The organism is Sodalis sp. RH21 (assembly GCF_047324175.1).
In the GTDB taxonomy this organism is placed as follows: Bacteria; Pseudomonadota; Gammaproteobacteria; order Enterobacterales; family Enterobacteriaceae; genus Acerihabitans.
The window spans coordinates 978,559-995,474 of sequence record NZ_CP178732.1 but is presented as its reverse complement, the minus strand read 5'-3'; the positions used below and the strand labels follow the sequence as shown (position 1 = coordinate 995,474).

The following is a 16,916-nucleotide window of genomic DNA, read 5'->3' as shown; positions in this document are numbered from 1 at the left end:
TTAATAACTGTTAACTAATTTACCCTTCCTGTCTGTTCGACACATTTTCCCTATCTTTCTTTACAGTGGACCCGCGGCGGCGTAAAGTTAATCAATCGATTGATTTATTTTTTTGGAGTACTTATGCCATCCTCTCCGGCCACCTCCGCGCGCGGCGAACAGGCGCGGGCCCAGCTGATTGCCGCAGGCCTCGAACTCTTTAGTGAAAAAGGCGCGCAGACCGCCACCACCCGGGAGATCGCCAAGCTGGCCGGGCAAAATATCGCCGCGATTTTTTACTATTTTGGGTCAAAAGAGGGATTGTACCTGGCGGTGGCCCAATGGATAGCGGATTTTATCGAACAGGCCTATCACCCCCTGGCCGAACAAATCGACCTGCTCCTGGCCCAGCCCGAGCCGGACCCCGCTCAGTGCCGCCAATACATCATGCAAAGCTTTTTGAATTTCATCGAGCTGCTGACCCGCGCGCAAACGCTGAACCTGAGCAAGATTATGTCGCGCGAGCAGCTAATGCCCACCGAGGCGTATCATCTCATCCACCGCCAGGCCATCGCCCCGCTGCACCGGCGTTTCACCCGGCTGGTGGCCGGCTTTACCGGCTGCGATCCGTCGGCCACCGCCACCATTGTGCACACCCACGCCATGCTGGGCGAAGTGCTATCTTTTCGCGTGGCGCGGGAAACCATCATGTTGCAGACCGGCTGGCAGGAGCTGGGCCCGGCGCAGGTCACACTTATCAAACAGATTTTAGCTCAACATATAGACTGGTTTCTCAACGGATTGCGGGCCGACCAGGCCGGTAAAACAGGCAAAACATCATGAATAAGAAAAAAATTGCCGCGGTCGTTATTCTGCTGGTATTGATTGCCGGGGCGGTATACGGCGCGATGTATTACCGCCAGCAGCAAAACCGGCCGCTGACCCTGTATGGCAACGTGGATATCAGAACGGTCAATCTCGGCTTTCGGGTCGGCGGCCGTTTGGCGCAGCTGGCGGTGGACGAAGGGGATACCATTCATGCCGGCCAGGTGCTGGCAAAACTGGACGATGCCCCCTATCGCAACGCCCTCCAGCAGGCCCGGGCCAATATGGAAAGCGCGCGCGCCAAGCTGGATTTGTCCCGGTCCGGCTACCGCAGCGAAGAAATCGCGCAGGTGCGCGCCCAGCTCGCGCAGCAGCAGGCCGCCTTTAATTATGCCGACAGTTTTTTCCATCGCCAGCAGGGCGCATGGGCGAAGCGGGCCATTTCCGCCGACCAGCTAGAGGATGCGGCCACCGCCAGCAGCCAGGCGAAAGCCAATTTACAGGCGGCCAAAGATAAGCTGCAACAATACCAGACCGGTAACCGGCCGCAGGAAATCGCCGCCGCCCAGGCGGACTTGGCCCAGGCCGAGGCCGCTTTGGCCCAGGCGACCCTGGATGTGGCCGATACCATGCTGGTGGCGCCCTCCGCCGGCACCATTTTAACCCGGGCGCAGGAGGCCGGCAGCATGCTGAGCGCCGGCGGCACCGTCTACACCCTGTCCTTGACCCGGCCGGTATGGGTTCGCGCCTATATAGATGAAAGCAATCTCAGCCAGGCGGTGCCGGGCACCGTGGTGCGGATACAGGTGGACGGCCAGCCGGACAAGGCTTACCACGGCAAAATTGGTTTTGTGTCGCCGACGGCGGAATTTACCCCCAAAAGCGTGGAAACCCCACAGTTGCGCACCGATCTGGTCTATCGATTGCGCATTATCGTCACCGATGCCGACGATCGGCTGCGACAGGGTATGCCGGTCACGCTGAGCTTTGCTTTCGGGCATGAAAGCCGGCCCGCGCAGGGCAGCGCGCCGGTGGTAAAGTGAATGCCCGCTAACCTTATTGTCCTGGACGCGCTGGAAAAAACCTTCCCCGCGCTGCCGCGCCCGGCGGTCGCCAGCCTGACCATCGAGATCCGCAGCGGCGGGGTCACCGGGCTCGTGGGCCCGGACGGCGCCGGCAAAACCACCCTGCTGCGCATGCTGGCCGGTCTGCTTACCCCCAGCCGCGGCGGCGCGCGGGTGGTTGGTTTGGACCCCGCCGCCGACGAAGGCAAACTGCACGCCATACTGGGCTATATGCCGCAGAAGTTCGGGTTGTACGAAGATTTGACCGTGATGGAAAATCTGGTGCTCTATGCCGATTTGCGCGGCATCACCGGCGAACCGCGCAGGCAAACCTTCGAACGCCTGCTGGGCTTTACCGATTTGACCCGTTTTACCACCCGGCTGGCCGGCAAGCTCTCGGGGGGCATGAAGCAAAAACTCGGCCTGGCCTGTACCCTGATAGGCCAGCCCAAAGTCCTGCTGCTCGACGAACCGGGGGTGGGGGTTGATCCCATTTCCCGCCGCGAGCTGTGGAGCATGGTGCATGAGCTGGCGGATGAGGGCATGCTAATCCTGTGGAGCACCTCTTATCTGGATGAGGCGGAACAGTGCCGCGAGGTGCTGCTGATGAACGAAGGGGCCCTGATTTATCACGGCGCGCCAAAGGAACTGACCCAAACCATGGCCGGACGCACATTATTGGTCAGCGATACGTCCGGCACCAACCGCCAGTTGCTGCAACGGGCGCTGCGTTTGCCGCAAACCAGCGACGGCGTGATCCAGGGCCAGTCCGTGCGGTTGATATTGGCCAAGCAGGCCGACCGGGCCGCGCTGGGCAAAGCCCTCGCCCTGTCTGAACAACAATTGCAGGAAACCGAACCGCGGTTTGAAGACGCCTTTATCGATCTGCTCGGCGGCGGCCCGGGCGGCAAGCAGGCGCTGGCGGAAATCATGCCGCAGGTGGCGGGCGACCCCCACGAGACGGTAATCGAAGCCCGGGGGCTGACCAAAAAATTCGGCGATTTCGCCGCCACCGATGGCGTGAGTTTCCAGGTGACCCGCGGCGAGATTTTTGGCCTGCTGGGACCTAACGGCGCGGGCAAATCCACCACCTTTAAAATGATGTGCGGCCTGCTGCCGCCGACGGCGGGCCAGGCCCTGGTGCTGGGCATGGACTTGAAAACCAGCTCCGGCAAAGCGCGCCAGCGCCTGGGGTATATGGCGCAAAAATTTTCCCTCTACGGCAATTTGACCGTCGAACAAAACCTGCGTTTTTTCTCGGGCGTCTACGGGCTGCACGGCAAACGCCAGCAGCAGAAAATGGATGAAATGAGCAAGGCGTTTGATTTTGCTCCTATTTACCGCCAGACCCCCGATTCGCTGCCGCTGGGGTTTAAACAGCGCCTCGCCCTGGCCTGCTCGCTGATGCATGAACCGGATATATTATTTCTTGACGAACCGACCTCGGGCGTCGACCCGCTCACCCGCCGGGAATTTTGGCTGCATATCAACGGCATGGTGGAAAAAGGCGTCACCGTGATGGTCACCACCCATTTCATGGATGAAGCGGAGTATTGCGATCGCATCGGGCTGGTTTATCACGGCAAGCTTATCGCCAGCGGCACGCCGGATGAACTCAAACAGCAGGTGGCGAGCCAGGAAACGCCCAATCCCACCATGGAACAGGCTTTTATCGCGCTGGTGCAAAATTATGATAAGGGAGACGACCATGACGCGGCATGATGACACCGGGTTTTCCTGGCGGCGCCTGCGCGCGCTGTGCGTCAAGGAGACGCGGCAGATCCTGCGCGATCCCAGCAGCGGGCTGATCGCCATTGTCATCCCGCTGATGCTGCTGTTTATTTTCGGATATGGCATCAACCTGGACTCCAGCCGCCTGCACGTAGGCATCCTGATGGAACAGCAAAGCGAAGACGCCCGCGACCTGGCCTATGCCTTTGCGGGGTCGCCTTATATCGCGCCGACCATCGGCGCCGATCGCCAGCAGATGATCGCGCTGATGCAGGCCGGCAAAATTCGCGGCCTGATCGTGATCCCGGTTGATTTCGATATCAATATGAACCGGGAGGGCAACGGCGCGCCAATCCAGGTGATCGCCGACGGCAGCGAACCCAATACCGCCAATTTTGTGCAGGGTTACGCCCAGGGCATCTGGCAAATCTGGCAGCAGCAGCGGGCGGAAGACCGCGGCCAGGCATTCCAGCAGCTCATTGACGTCAAGGTTCGCTATTGGTTTAACCCGGCGGCCGTCAGCCAGCATTTTATTATTCCCGGCGCCATCACCATTATTATGACGGTGATCGGGGCCATCCTGACTTCGCTGGTTATCGCCCGGGAATGGGAGCGCGGCACCATGGAAGCGCTGCTCTCGACCCAGGTGACGCGCAGCGAGCTGCTGCTGTCCAAACTCTTGCCTTATTACGTGCTCGGCATGGCGGCGATGGCGCTGTGCATGGTGGTGGCGGTATTTGTGATGGGCGTGCCCTTCCGCGGCTCGCTGTTGATATTGTTCGGTATCAGCAGCCTGTTTCTGGCCAGCACGCTGGGCATGGGATTATTAATTTCCACCCTGACCCGCAATCAGTTCAACGCCGCGATGGTGGCGCTTAACGCGGCGTTCCTGCCCGCCGTCATGCTGTCGGGTTTTATCTTCCAGATCGACAGCATGCCCGCCGTGGTGCGCGCCGTGACCTTTATTATTCCGGCGCGCTATTTCGTCAGTACGCTGCAAAGCCTGTTTCTGGCGGGCAATATCGGGGGGATTCTGGTGATGAACACCCTGTTCCTGCTGGCCTCCGCCGCGGGGTTTATCGGCCTGACCGCCTGGAAAACCAAGCGCCGCCTGGATTAAGGAACCGACATGTTTTATCGACTATGGACGCTGATCGTTAAAGAACTGCAGGCGCTGCTGCGGGAACCGCAAACCAGGGCGATTTTAATCATGCCGGTGATTTTGCAGGTATTGCTGTTCCCCTTTGCCGCCACCCTGGAAGTGACCCACGCCACGATCGCCGTCTACAGCGAGGACAGCGGCCAGGCTTCGGTGGAACTGACCCAGCGCCTCGCCAAAGCCAAGGCGTTTACCCAGGTATTGCAGCTGCGCAGCCCGCAGCAAATCCAGGACACTATTGATAACCAGCGGGCGCTGCTGGTGGTGCGCTTTCCGGCGGAATTTTCCCGCAATCTGGCCGCCGGCATCCCCGCGCCGCTGCAATTATTGCTGGATGGGCGCAATTCGAACAGCGCCCAGATCGCCGCGAATTATATCCAGCAAATTATCCGCGACTACCAGTTGGAACTGACGGAAGATAGCGTAAAACCCAATAATAGCGAGCTGGTAATCCGCAACTGGTACAACCCCAACCTTGATTACAAATGGTTTGTGGTGCCGTCGCTGATTGCCCTGATCACCACCATCGGCGTGCTGATCGTCACCGCCCTGTCGGTAGCCCGCGAGCGCGAGCAAGGCACGCTGGATCAACTGCTGGTTTCTCCCCTGACCACCTGGCAGATTTTTATCGGCAAAGCGGTGCCCGCCCTGGTGGTGGCCACCGTCCAGGCGTCCATTGTGCTGATTATCGGGATTTTGGGGTATCGCATTCCCTTTGCCGGCTCGCTGCTGTTGTTTTATTTCACCATGCTGCTGTACGGCCTGTCGCTGGTGGGGTTCGGCCTGCTGATTTCCTCGCTGTGTTCCACCCAGCAGCAGGCGTTTATCGGCGTGTTTGTGTTTATCATGCCGGCCATCCTGCTGTCGGGTTACGTTGCGCCGGTGGAGAATATGCCGGAATGGCTGCAAACCCTGACCTGGATAAACCCGGTGCGTCATTTTACCGACATCATCAAGGAAATTTATCTCAAGGATGCGGACTTCGGCATCATCTGGCACAGCCTGTGGCCGCTATTGGTGATTACCGCCACCACCGGCAGCGCGGCATACTGGATGTTCCGGCGTAAAATCGCCTGACGGCCGCTTAGCGGCCATCCCCCGCCGGCGCCTCGCCCAGCAAAACGATTTTACCGGCAAAATCGCGATCTTCCAGACGGCGATGGGCATCGGCGCCGGCGCTCAGGGGAAAGGTAACCAACCGCGGCACGGCGATAATGCCGCGGCGCCAGGCGGTAAATAATTTATCCGCGCGCTGCCTGCGCTGCTGGCCGTCGCGCAGATAGGTCCAAAGATCGCCGCCAATCACCCCCTTTGAAGCCATCATCAAGCGGGCCGGGGAGATGTCCGGCGCCGCGCCGCCGGACATCCCGAAGGTAACCGCCCGGCCGCCGGGACGCAATACCTCGATACTGTCCGGCAGCGTGCGGCCCACCGAGTCAAAAACGTAATCCGCCCCGCCGCCGCTGGCCGCGCGGATTAACTCAACCCAGTTATCGTCATAGCCATAGCTGGCGATGGCGCCGTTATCCCGGCAAATGCGCCGCTTGTCCGCCGTGGACGCCACCGCGTACACCCGCGCCCCCCTGGCCGCCAGCAACCGCGTAAGATGCTGCCCGACGCCGCCGGCCGCCGCCAGCACCACCACCCGATCGTTTTCGGCCACCCTGACGCTGTCATCCACCAGATACTGGGCGGTCAACCCTTGCAGCAAAATGGCCGCCGCCTGCGCGTCGCCGATATCGTCGGGCAAGGCCAGGGCGTGGTCCGCCGGCACGTTAATCCGCGTGGCGTGGGCAAAGGGCACATCGGCGAACCCCACCCGCTGCCCCTGCCGCCAGCCGGATACCCCGGCCCCCACCGCCGTGACGTATCCCACGCCTTCGTAACCGCCGATATGCGGCGCCGCCCCCGCCAGCACATACTCGCCGCGGCGCCGGTAAATATCGGCAAAATTCAGCCCCGCCGCCGCCATCCTCACCTGGAGGGTTCCCGCCGGAACGTCCGGCGTCGGGTAATCGCCGTACCACAACACGTCCGGACCGCCAAAAGCGCTGAACTGTAAAGCCTGCATGATTCGCCTCATTAAAATCTGTTAGTTATGGCTGCCAGTATTTCATGCGTATAAACTGCGTTAAATAGCGCTTTATCGGCCTGATAAAACACCAGGGGTTTATAATGGATCGGTTAACCAGCATGGCGGTGTTTGTGCAGGTAGTGGAAAAAGGCAGTTTTGTCGCGGCCGCCGCGCATATGGGCATTTCCACCACCATGGTCGGCAAGCATATCCGCCAGTTGGAAGAGCGGTTGCAGGCCCGGCTGCTGGCCCGCACCACGCGCCGGCAGGGCCTGACGGAAATCGGCAGGCTGTTTTACGAGCGCTGCCGCCGGCTATTGGCGGACGCCGATCGGGCCGAGGCGCTGGCCCATCATATGCTAACCGAACCGGCGGGACGGCTGCGCATCAGCGCGCCGGTGGTGTTCGGCAATCATATCCTTACCCCTTGGTTAACCCGCTTTATGATGCGGCATCCCGAGATCGAGACCGAAGTGGTGCTGTCGGACCGCAAGGTGGATTTGATCGAGGAACGTTTCGAACTGGTATTTCGCATCGGGGAGATCGGCAATGACGGGGCCGTTGCCCGGTCGTTGCCGGACTATAAGCTGGTGCTGGCGGCCTCGCCGGCGTATTTGGCCCGCGCCGGCACCCCCCGCAGCCCCGCCGATTTAGCGCGCCACAATTGCTTTGGTTTCAGCCAGTGGCAGGGCAATAGCATCTGGCGCCTGAACGGCCCCCACGGGGAAGAGCGGGTGGAAGTAAAGCCAAGGCTGATGATTGATTCCGGCGAAAGCGTGCGCCAGGCGGCCCTGGCGGACTTTGGCATCGCTATGCACGCCGGGATGCTGCTGGGCGGGGATATCGCCGACGGCCGGTTAATCGAGGTGCTGCCGGACTACCGTCCCGCCCCGCGCCCGATGCACCTGGTGTACCTGCCGGACCGCCAGCAGCCGTTAAAGCTGGAGCTGTTTATTGCGTATATGATCGCCGCGCTCTGGGGTAGGAATTGACCGGGAAACATCAACCGGGATGCTGGCGCGTTGCCCCCTGCCCGGTCAAATAAAACGTATCCGGGCGGGGACAGTTGGCGGTTAGCGGCCCGCGGCGGACGGCGAGTTGCCTGGCGAGGCATTGTCCGCGGGGGCGCCATAACCGGAAATGGTCTTGCCCTGCGTTTCACGCCCGAACGCCACCAGCACGCAAATCAATATCGCCACGGTGCCGGCCACCATGGCCATGGCCAGGCCGTAGTTATTGCCGTGCGCTTCGGCGATATGGGATTGCAAAGTGGCATTCACCGAGGCAATCAGATTACCCAATTGATAGACAAACCCCGGCAGCACCGCCCGCGAATTGGCGGGCACCAGTTCGGTCAGGTAGGTGGGCACCACGCCCCAGGCCCCCTGCACCATAAACTGCATCAGGAATGCCCCTATCCCAATCATCACCGATCCCGAGGAAAACGCCCACAGCGGCAGTACCGGCAGGGTCAGCAGCGCGGCAAAGATCATCGCTTTTTTACGGCCTATTTTTTCCGACAGCGAGCCGAAGCAAATCCCGCCCAGCATGGCGGCAATGTTGTAGCAAATAGCGATAATACTCACGGTATGCGGATCAAAACCGTGCTGCACTTTCAGGAAGGTGGGATAGAGATCCTGGGTACCGTGGCTGAAAAAGTTAAAGCAGGCCATCAGCACCACCATATATATGCATAGCTTCCAGTGCGTGCGGATAATCGGCAGCAGCGCCACGCTCTCTTTGCGCGCCCTGGCCGCCAGCCATACCGGCGACTCGGGCACTTTGAAGTAAATATAAGGCAACAGCAGCACCGGCAGCGCGCCAATCAGGAACATGCCGCGCCAGCCCACGCTGCCAAAGAATAAGCCGAAGATAATGGCCGCCAATAAATAGCCGGCGGGATAACCCGCCTGGAATATACCCGACATCAGGCCGCGGGAGCGGTCGGGAATCGTTTCCATCGCCAGCGACGAGGCCACCCCCCAGATACCCCCCATCGCCACGCCATAAATCACCCGGAAGGCAATAAATATGGCAAGCGTAGGCGACCAGGCCGACAGCAGTTCAAACAGCGAAAACATCAATACGTTGACCATCAGGATCGGCCGGCGGCCAAATTTTTCCGCCAGGCGCCCGAACAGCAACGCCCCCAGCGGGCGTACCGCCAGAGTCAGCATAATCGAAATGGAAACGCTGGCGATATCGGTATGAAACCAGGAGGCCAGATCGCTTAAGACGAACACCAGGATAAAAAAGTCGAAGGCGTCCAACATCCAGCAGGCAAAGCACGCGAACGCCACATTGCGCTGGGTTGAGGTCCAATTGAACATAGTCATTGTCCTATCTTTAAATTGGCCGCGCATATAAAGTGCGCCTAAATAAGCTATGGTCAGGCAAGCTGCCGGGGATTTTGCGCCCTGTCACCCGATGGTAGATAGCGTGAAAAACGCCGGTTTTGATATGTTAACTATTTGTTTATAGCACGTTATAACAATGGGAATGGAAGGGTTTTGTTACCAACATCGCCAAAGTGTAAATGGCGGTTACAGGGCGACACGGACGGTAAACGGCGCCGGTGGGCAAGGGTCTTGGAGCGGGCGCAACCCGGCGGATAACGGGGATTATCCGCCGGGCCAATGGAAACGAGCCGGAATAAAAGGCGGATTATGGACGGGCGGCGCTGCCGTCCGGGGTCCTGGCCAGGGTCCATGACGGCAGGCCGCCGGCGCAGGGATAAAGACGCGCCTTATCCTCGTCGATATCCACCCCCAGGCCCGGTTTATCGCTGACGTAGGCGTAGCCTTTATCCACTTCGTGGCAGCCCGGGAACACCTCGCGCAGCGCTTCATTAATCGGCGTGTACTCCTGGATACCCAAATTGGTGACGCTTAAATCCAGGTGCAGGTTAGCCGCCACGCCGATGGGGGAAATATCCCCCGGGCCGTGCCAGGCGGTGCGTACGCCGTGCAGCTCGCTCAGCGTGGCCAGTTTTTTGGCCGGGGTGATGCCGCCGATGGTGCTGACATGGCAGCGGATAAAATCGATCAAATTGTTGGTAATAAGCGGACGCCATTCGTTGATATGGGTGAATAGTTCGCCCATGGCAATCGGGGTGGATGACTGGGCGCGCAGCATCTTCAGCCACTCGATATTCTCCGGCGCCACCGGGTCCTCAAGATAAAACAGCTCATATTGTTCCAGGGTCTTGGCCAGATGAATGGCGGCGATGGGCGCGACCCGTTCATGCACATCGTGAATAAATTCAATGCCGAAGCCAAGCTTATTGCGCAGGTGCTCAAATAAGCGCGGCACGCTTTTGACATACGCGTCAGGGTCGAAATAAATGCCCGGGGTGCTGGCGCGCGGCGATCGTTTCGGCAGGATATTTTTTGCCCGTTCCAGCCGGGTCGCGATCAGCTTCAGATCTTCGGTGCCCGCGCCGCCGTACATCCCCATCTGGCAGCGTACGTGCTGATACCCTTCTTCCATCATGGCGCGGATATTATCTTCCACTTCAAATTCGTCGCCGCCGTCGGTATGCCGGTAAAGCGGAATGCCGTCGCGGCATTTCCCGCCCAGCAAATCGTAAACCGGCAGGCCCGCCACTTTGCCTTTGATATCCCATAAGGCCATATCCACGCCGGAAAGCGCATTGTTCATTATGGGGCCGCTGCGCCAGTAGCCGCTGACACAGGCCGACTGCCAGATATCCTCGATGCGCGCCGGGTCCTTACCGATTAAAAACGGCGCCATATACTCTTCGATGGCGGTTTTAACCGCAAAAATGCGCTGGGTGAAGGTGGCGCAGCCCAGGCCGTACAGCCCAGGCTGGTTGGTTTCCACCTTGACCACCGCCAGGTCGATGCCGCCCGGCGCGGTCAGGATGGTTTTGACATTGGTTATTTTCAGGTTTTCCACTCTAGCTCCTTAAATGTTCACGCATCGCCCAGCGCACGGCGATAAATAAATTCATTAAACGCCCTTGGGCGGCGTTTGCCCGGCACAGCTTGCCGGAAGATGACGACATCGACGCCAATCGTTATATGATGTCCTACAAGTTGTCATTTTATATCATTGTATGCTCTCAACCGAAAGCGGGCAGGTAAAATAATGTGCGTCAGATCAAATAATTAAATATAACTTATTGATATATAATATATATAATTTAAAAAATCATTTAATTCCATAGCGCTGTCATTACCTATTTTGTGATCGACTCTTCAAAAATCAACTTAGCCATTTGCTTTAAAGTGGCGCATAAAGCAACGTATATATGAATGATGTCATACAAGTCCGTCATTAGTCATCTTTTAATTATCGGGCTTTTACAACGAGAGGATAGGTTATGTCAGTACTTTTTGATCTTGCAGGGAAAACGGCATTGGTCACCGGATCGGCCCGCGGCTTGGGTTTATCCTACGCGCAGGGTCTGGCCAAGGCCGGCGCTACCGTGATCCTTAACGATATCCGCGCCGGATTGATGGATGAATCGGTGCAAAAGCTGCGTGAGCAAGGTTATCAGGCCCACGGCGTGGCGTTCGACGTCACCGACGAGCACGCCGTCGAACAGGCGTTTAACCAGCTCAACGCGCAGGGGCTGCATATTGATATTTTAATCAATAACGCCGGTATCCAATTCCGCCAGCCCATGGTGGATTTAGCGCTGGAAAATTGGCAGCGGGTGATCGATACCAACCTGACCAGCGCCTTTATTGTCTCCCGCGCCGCGGCCAAACGCATGATAGCGCGCGGCGCGGGCGGAAAAATCATTAATATCGGCTCGTTGACCAGCCAGGCCGCGCGCCCGACGGTAGCTCCGTATACGGCGGCGAAAGGCGGCATAAAAATGCTGACCTGCGCCATGGCGGCGGAATGGGCGCAATTCAATATTCAAACCAATGCCATCGGACCGGGTTATATCCTGACCGATATGAATACCGCCCTGATTGAAGATCAGGAATTCGATACCTGGGTTAAAAGCAGCAATCCGTCGCAGCGCTGGGGCAAACCCGAGGAGTTGATCGGTACCGCGGTCTATCTGTCCTCGGCGGCCTCGGATTACGTGAACGGCCAGATTATCTATGTGGACGGCGGCTGGCTGGCGGTTTTGTAGGGAATAAATCCCGGGCGCCATAGCCGGGCTATTGCGCCGCAGTCGCGCCCATACCGGCCGCGATAACGCCATTATAACTATCACGACTTAGGAATGCGCAACATGAGTCAACCTATGCAAACTCCTCTGGCGCCGGTGCGCTGGAAAAAACTGATCCCGATCGCGTTTATCACTTACAGCCTGGCTTACCTCGATCGCGCCAATTACGGTTTCGGCGCGGCCTCGGGATTGGCCCATGATTTAAATATCACCCCTGGCGTATCATCGTTGCTGGGCGCGCTGTTTTTCCTGGGTTATTTTTTCTTCCAGATACCGGGCGGCATCTATGCGGAAAAACGCAGCGCCAAGGTATTGATCTTTGCCAGCCTGATTTTATGGGGCATTTTGGCCACCGCCACCGGCATGGTAAATAACGTGACCCTGCTGGCCGTGATCCGCTTTTTACTGGGCGTGGCGGAAAGCGTGGTGATGCCGGCCATGCTGGTATTCCTGAGCCATTGGTTTACCAAACAAGAGCGCTCCAAAGCCAATACGTTCCTGTTTTTAGGCAATCCGATAACCGTATTATGGATGTCGATTGTGTCGGGCTATCTGGTGAACTCCTTCGGCTGGCGCGGTATGTTTATCCTGGAAGGCCTGCCCGCCATCGTATGGGCCGCAATCTGGTGGTTTATCTTTGTCGACCGGCCAAAAGAGGCCAAATGGCTGACGGAGCGGGAAAAAGAGGACCTGGAAGCCGCCCTGGCCGCCGAACAGACCGCCATGGCGCCGATTAAAAATTATAGCGAAGCGTTTCGTTCCAAAAAGGTATTGTCCCTGTCGTTTATCCATTTTTTCTGGAATATCGGCATGTACGGTTTCATTATGTGGCTGCCGTCCATTCTTAAAACCGCCTCCGGCCTGGGTATCGTGGCCACCGGCTGGCTGTCCGCGGCGCCCTATGTGCTGGCCGTGCCGTTGATGCTGTCCGCCTCCTGGTTTTCCGATCGGTTCCAGAAGCGCAAGTTAATCGTGCTGCTGTTTTTGGGTATCGGCGCGGCCGGTTTTATCGGTTCCTTTACCCTGGGCGCGTCCAACTTCTGGCTGTCGTATGTACTGCTGGTGATTGCCGGCGGCGCCATGTATACCCCGTACGGCCCGTTTTTCGCCGCGGTGCCGGAACTGATTCCGCGCAATGTGGTGGGGGGCGCCATGGCCTTTATCGTGAGTTTTGGCGCATTGGGATCGTTTGCCGGCTCCTGGGTGGTCGGTTACCTTAACGGCACGACCGGAGGCCCCGACGCGTCCTATATCTTTATGGGCGGATCGTTGATCCTGGCGGTATTACTGACCGCCCTGACCGGGTTTACCCATAAAAAACCCGCCGGCAAACAGCTCGGCGATTTATCCGCTTCCCCGCTGAAATAACCCGGCACATACGCAAGCACGCCGGTCCGCGCCCGGGCGCGGGCCGCAACGCGCCGCCTCTTTGACGCTTCGTTCCATCCCCCGTTTATATTTGTGCCGCCGCCGCGACGGCACATTTCTTCCTGAACCCGCGCCGGCTTAGGCGCTATAATCCGTTACGCTCGGGATATAAATCCATTATCGTATCCAGGCCGCGACGGCGCCGCGGTCTCTTTGTTATGGGAAATCATTATGATCAGGCTTGACGATCTGGCGCTGTTTGTCCGCTCGGCCGCCCTGGGGAGTTTTTCCAATGCGGCCCGTGAAGCGGATTTGTTGCCCGCCCAGGTCAGCGCGGCGATTAAACGCCTGGAGCACGAACTTAATATCCGGCTGTTTGCCCGTTCCACCCGCAGCCTGCGCCTGACGCCCGAAGGCGAAAAGTATTTGCCGTACGCCGGCGAAGTGCTGCAAACCCTGCGCGAGGGGCATGAAATACTGAATCAGCAACCGGCCGGGCTGCACGGTATGCTGCAAATCGCCGCGCCGTCAGATTTGGGCCGGAACGTGTTATTGCCCTGGATCACCGAATTTCGCCACGATCATCCGCACCTCAATGTCCGGCTGTATTTATCCGATCAGATCGCCGATGTGTTTAAAGATCCGGTGGATGTGGCTTTTCGTTACGGGCATATGGACGATGCCAGTTATATCGCACTGCCGCTGGCGGCGGATAACCACCGGGTAGCGGTGGCATCGCCGGCGTATCTGGCGCGGCACGGCTGTCCGTTGACCCTGGACGATCTGGCCGGGCATAACTGCCTGACCTTTGTACTGCGCGGCCGGGTTTATGATAAATGGCGGTTTTATCCGGGCGGGGACAAGCGGGTTATCGGCATCAGCGGCAGCGTGACCAGCGATGACGCCGAAGTGGTGCGCCGCCTGGCCATCGCCGGCGAAGGGATTGCCTATAAGTCCTGGCTGGATGTCGGCCAGGATGTGCAGGCCGGCAGGCTCCAGGTGATCCTGAAACAGTATCGCGGGGAGTCGGTGCCGCTGAATCTTATCTGCCCGCACCGCAAACAGTTTTCACCCGCGATACGCCAATTATACGATCGCCTGAAGAGCCGCTGCGGACAGCTCCAGCAGGCCTATCTTGATCTGGTGGACGGGGAGTGGGTCTAAGAGGTTAAACGGGCGGCGGCGATCAGGGCCTGCCCCAGCGCCAGGCCGCCGTCCCCCGCCGGCAGGCGGGAAGGGACCAAGACACGCAGTCCGTGCAGTTCGTCTATCAGCAACTCCCGCAGCAGGCGGTTATGCAGCACGCCGCCGGACAAGACCACGGTATCCAGGCCATAACGCCCTGCCGACCGGCGGGCCAGCGCGGCAAACCCCCGCGCCAGCGCCAGATGAAAAGCATAGGCGCGTTCGGCCGGGTCGGCGCGCCAGGCGAGCCATTCCCGCCAGAAAGTCGCCAGATCCAGGCGGTTATCCAGCAGCGGCAGGGTGACGGGTATTGAAACGGCTAGCGCCCCGCGCCGCGCCAGCGCCTCCAGCCGGCAGGCGGCTTCGCCTTCCCAACTGGTGTGGGCGGCGCAGATCCCCAAGGCCGCGGCCACCGCGTCGAACAGGCGCCCGGCGGAGGATGCCGGGGGCGCGTTAATGCCCCGCGCCACCGCCCGGGCCAGCCGATCGCCGTCGGCCAAAGGAATGGCCGCGGCTTCGGGCAGCGTCCGCCAGTCGGGTACAAAGCGCAGCCACTGCGCCAGCAAGTTGCGCCACGGCTGGCGCGCCGCCATATCGCCCCCCGGCAGCGCCACTGCCGGCAAACCGCCCAGCCACTCGCAGTCCAGGTAATCCACCTTCAGGCATTCGCCGCCCCAGAGCCGGCCGGCATCATCGGCATCATCGGCATCCGGATTTCCCGCCGCCCCGCCGCCCCGGCGCGGCCCGCCGTAGCCCAGGCCGTCCAGGGCCAGGCCGATGACCGGGCCGGCGTCGCGCGGCCAGCCGTGCTCCGCCAGGCAGGCCGCCAGATGGGCGTGATGGTGCAACACCGTCATGCAGGGCAATTGCCGCTGCGCCGCCAGCGCTTGGCCCCAGCGGCGGCTGAGGTATCCGGGGTGGGCGTCCACCGCCAGCGCCGCGGGCGCAAAATCCCAGATAGCGCTAAACAGCGCCAGCGCCTGCTGCTGCTGGCGCTGGATGCCTTCATCGGCCAGATCCCCCAGATGCTGGCTGAGCACCGCCTGTCCGCCGCGCAGCAGGCAGAAGGTGTTTTTTAAATCCGCCCCCATGGCCAGGATGGCCGGGGCGCGTTCAAATCCGGGCGGCAGGGCGATGGCATCGGGGACATATCCCCGCGCGCGGCGCAGCATTTCCAGCCCCTGCCCCGTCAGCCGCACCAGGGAGTCGTCGGCGCGCTGGACAATATCGCGATTGTGCAGCAGCCAGCCGTCGGCGATGGCGGCCAAATCCGCCAGCGCCTGGGCATTGTCCAGCGCGGGCGGCCGGCCGTTAAGGTTGCCGGAGGTCATGACCAGCGGCCGGCCGGCGCGCTGTAATAACAGATGTTGCAACGGATTGGCCGGCAGCATGATGCCAATCTCATCCAGGCCGGGCGCGATGGACGCGCACAGCGGCCAGGTTGACCGCCCGGCGCCCGGCGCCGCCCCATCCGGCACTATCTCCGCGCCGGTATTGGGTCCCGCGCCGGGCGGCAGCGGGATCAGCACGATGGGCGCGGCGGGGGATTGCAGCAGGGCGGCAAGCGCCGGATCGATAGCGCCGAAGTGGCGGTTCAGCCAGGCGAGATCCGGCGCCATCACCGCCAGGGGTTTGGACGGCCGGCCCTTGCGCCGCCGCAGCCGCGCCACCGCCGCCCCATCGGCGGCATCGCAGGCCAGATGAAAGCCGCCCAGGCCCTTTACCGCCAGGATTTCGCCGGCGCGCAGCCGCCGCGCGGCGGCGTCGACGGCGGCATCGTTATCGGCCAGTATCGCGCCCTGCCCGTCCGCCAGCCATACCCGCGGGCCGCAGACGGGGCAGGCGGTCGGCTGGGCGTGAAAACGCCGATCGGCGGGATCGTGATATTCGGCGCGGCAGTCGGGGCACAGCGCAAACACATCCATAGAGGTGTTCGGCCGATCGTAGGGCATGCGGCGGATCAGCGTAAAACGCGGCCCGCAGTGGGTGCAGTTGATAAAGGGATAATGCCGGCGCCGGCTGGCCGGGTCGTTGAGTTCGGCCAGGCAATGCCCGCAGGTGGCGGCATCCGGCACTACCTGGGTGGCCATAGCGCCGCCCCGGCTGGGGGTAATGGTAAACGACGACGGCCGATCCGCCCATGACCAGGGCAGGGTTTCGATGCCGTCGATGGCCGCCAGCGGCGGACAGCTGCGCCGCAGCTCGGCGATAAACGGCGCGGCGTCGCTGCCCCACAGGCGAACCTCGACCCCGGCGGCGTTATTGCTGACCTCCCCGGCCAGCCCCAGGCGCTGGGCCACCTGCCAGACCGTCGGCCGGAAACCGACGCCCTGCACTTTACCCTTGATCCGTAACAGGATGCCGTTACTGGCCATGATC

Annotated in this window: 13 protein-coding genes; 9 read left to right on the top strand and 4 right to left on the bottom strand. The window is 60.4% G+C overall.

Annotated elements, in window-relative coordinates; all coding sequences use genetic code 11:
- The first annotated feature begins 123 nt into the window (after nucleotides 1–123).
- The 5 genes from cecR to ACL2XP_RS04540 are packed head-to-tail and all read left to right on the top strand — an operon-like array spanning nucleotide 124 to nucleotide 5,835.
- On the top strand, nucleotides 124–822 hold the full coding sequence (gene cecR, locus ACL2XP_RS04560) for a transcriptional regulator CecR (RefSeq protein ID WP_413737377.1): 699 nt from the start codon (nucleotides 124–126) through the stop codon (nucleotides 820–822).
- Entirely contained in the window at nucleotides 819–1,847 is a 1,029-nt protein-coding gene (gene hlyD / locus ACL2XP_RS04555; protein WP_413737376.1) for a secretion protein HlyD, read from the top strand. Before cecR ends, hlyD begins: the two co-directional genes overlap by 4 nt.
- Nucleotides 1,848–3,590: an ATP-binding cassette domain-containing protein gene (locus ACL2XP_RS04550; protein ID WP_413737375.1), complete on the top strand. Its 1,743-nt coding sequence runs from the start codon at nucleotides 1,848–1,850 to the stop codon at nucleotides 3,588–3,590.
- Entirely contained in the window at nucleotides 3,577–4,719 is a 1,143-nt protein-coding gene (locus ACL2XP_RS04545; RefSeq protein WP_413737374.1) for an ABC transporter permease, read from the top strand. The genes ACL2XP_RS04550 and ACL2XP_RS04545 overlap by 14 nt, the downstream gene beginning before the upstream one ends.
- 9 nt (nucleotides 4,720–4,728) lie before the next feature.
- On the top strand, nucleotides 4,729–5,835 hold the full coding sequence (locus ACL2XP_RS04540; RefSeq protein ID WP_413737373.1) for an ABC transporter permease: 1,107 nt from the start codon (nucleotides 4,729–4,731) through the stop codon (nucleotides 5,833–5,835).
- Between the two features lie 7 nt (nucleotides 5,836–5,842).
- On the opposite strand, the gene ACL2XP_RS04535 is transcribed toward ACL2XP_RS04540, so the two are convergent.
- Complete coding sequence (locus ACL2XP_RS04535; RefSeq protein WP_413737372.1) at nucleotides 5,843–6,829, bottom strand: zinc-binding dehydrogenase; 987 nt, start codon at nucleotides 6,827–6,829, stop codon at nucleotides 5,843–5,845.
- Between the two features lie 104 nt (nucleotides 6,830–6,933).
- On the opposite strand from ACL2XP_RS04535, the gene ACL2XP_RS04530 reads away from it, so the two are divergent.
- Nucleotides 6,934–7,824 carry a LysR family transcriptional regulator gene (locus ACL2XP_RS04530; RefSeq protein ID WP_413737371.1) on the top strand — a complete coding sequence of 297 codons (891 nt, stop codon included), beginning with the start codon at nucleotides 6,934–6,936 and terminating at the stop codon, nucleotides 7,822–7,824.
- Nucleotides 7,825–7,905: 81 nt separating this feature from the next.
- On the opposite strand, the gene ACL2XP_RS04525 is transcribed toward ACL2XP_RS04530, so the two are convergent.
- Nucleotides 7,906–9,168, bottom strand: a complete 1,263-nt coding sequence (locus tag ACL2XP_RS04525; RefSeq protein ID WP_413737370.1) for an MFS transporter — start codon at nucleotides 9,166–9,168, stop codon at nucleotides 7,906–7,908.
- 328 nt (nucleotides 9,169–9,496) lie between these two features.
- Nucleotides 9,497–10,750 (bottom strand): enolase C-terminal domain-like protein, encoded by a 1,254-nt coding sequence (locus tag ACL2XP_RS04520; protein WP_413737369.1) that lies wholly within the window; start codon nucleotides 10,748–10,750, stop codon nucleotides 9,497–9,499.
- Between the two features lie 427 nt (nucleotides 10,751–11,177).
- Between ACL2XP_RS04520 and ACL2XP_RS04515 the strand changes: the two genes are divergently transcribed.
- The 3 genes from ACL2XP_RS04515 to ACL2XP_RS04505 all read left to right on the top strand — a co-directional run bounded on the left by ACL2XP_RS04515 (nucleotide 11,178) and on the right by ACL2XP_RS04505 (nucleotide 14,516).
- Entirely contained in the window at nucleotides 11,178–11,945 is a 768-nt protein-coding gene (locus ACL2XP_RS04515; protein ID WP_413737368.1) for an SDR family oxidoreductase, read from the top strand.
- Between the two features lie 102 nt (nucleotides 11,946–12,047).
- Nucleotides 12,048–13,352 carry an MFS transporter gene (locus ACL2XP_RS04510; RefSeq protein WP_413737367.1) on the top strand — a complete coding sequence of 435 codons (1,305 nt, stop codon included), beginning with the start codon at nucleotides 12,048–12,050 and terminating at the stop codon, nucleotides 13,350–13,352.
- A 231-nt stretch (nucleotides 13,353–13,583) separates the two neighbouring features.
- A complete protein-coding gene (locus tag ACL2XP_RS04505; protein ID WP_413737366.1) occupies nucleotides 13,584–14,516 on the top strand; it encodes a LysR family transcriptional regulator in 933 nt (310 codons plus the stop codon).
- Here ACL2XP_RS04505 and ACL2XP_RS04500 read toward each other — a convergent pair.
- Entirely contained in the window at nucleotides 14,513–16,912 is a 2,400-nt protein-coding gene (locus ACL2XP_RS04500; protein ID WP_413737365.1) for a carbamoyltransferase HypF, read from the bottom strand. The two genes, ACL2XP_RS04505 and ACL2XP_RS04500, sit on opposite strands and share 4 nt — an antisense overlap.
- Nucleotides 16,913–16,916 lie beyond the last annotated feature (4 nt).

Bases quoted from the DNA above. Each gene is read 5' to 3' on its own strand.
- cecR (WP_413737377.1), top strand. From the start codon at position 124: ATGCCATCCTCTCCGGCCACCTCCGCGCGCGGCGAACAGGCGCGGGCC.
- hlyD (WP_413737376.1), top strand. From the start codon at position 819: ATGAATAAGAAAAAAATTGCCGCGGTCGTTATTCTGCTGGTATTGATT.
- ACL2XP_RS04550 (WP_413737375.1), top strand. From the start codon at position 1,848: ATGCCCGCTAACCTTATTGTCCTGGACGCGCTGGAAAAAACCTTCCCC.
- ACL2XP_RS04545 (WP_413737374.1), top strand. From the start codon at position 3,577: ATGACGCGGCATGATGACACCGGGTTTTCCTGGCGGCGCCTGCGCGCG.
- ACL2XP_RS04540 (WP_413737373.1), top strand. From the start codon at position 4,729: ATGTTTTATCGACTATGGACGCTGATCGTTAAAGAACTGCAGGCGCTG.
- ACL2XP_RS04535 (WP_413737372.1), bottom strand. From the start codon at position 6,829: ATGCAGGCTTTACAGTTCAGCGCTTTTGGCGGTCCGGACGTGTTGTGG.
- ACL2XP_RS04530 (WP_413737371.1), top strand. From the start codon at position 6,934: ATGGATCGGTTAACCAGCATGGCGGTGTTTGTGCAGGTAGTGGAAAAA.
- ACL2XP_RS04525 (WP_413737370.1), bottom strand. From the start codon at position 9,168: ATGACTATGTTCAATTGGACCTCAACCCAGCGCAATGTGGCGTTCGCG.
- ACL2XP_RS04515 (WP_413737368.1), top strand. From the start codon at position 11,178: ATGTCAGTACTTTTTGATCTTGCAGGGAAAACGGCATTGGTCACCGGA.
- ACL2XP_RS04510 (WP_413737367.1), top strand. From the start codon at position 12,048: ATGAGTCAACCTATGCAAACTCCTCTGGCGCCGGTGCGCTGGAAAAAA.
- ACL2XP_RS04505 (WP_413737366.1), top strand. From the start codon at position 13,584: ATGATCAGGCTTGACGATCTGGCGCTGTTTGTCCGCTCGGCCGCCCTG.
- ACL2XP_RS04500 (WP_413737365.1), bottom strand. From the start codon at position 16,912: ATGGCCAGTAACGGCATCCTGTTACGGATCAAGGGTAAAGTGCAGGGC.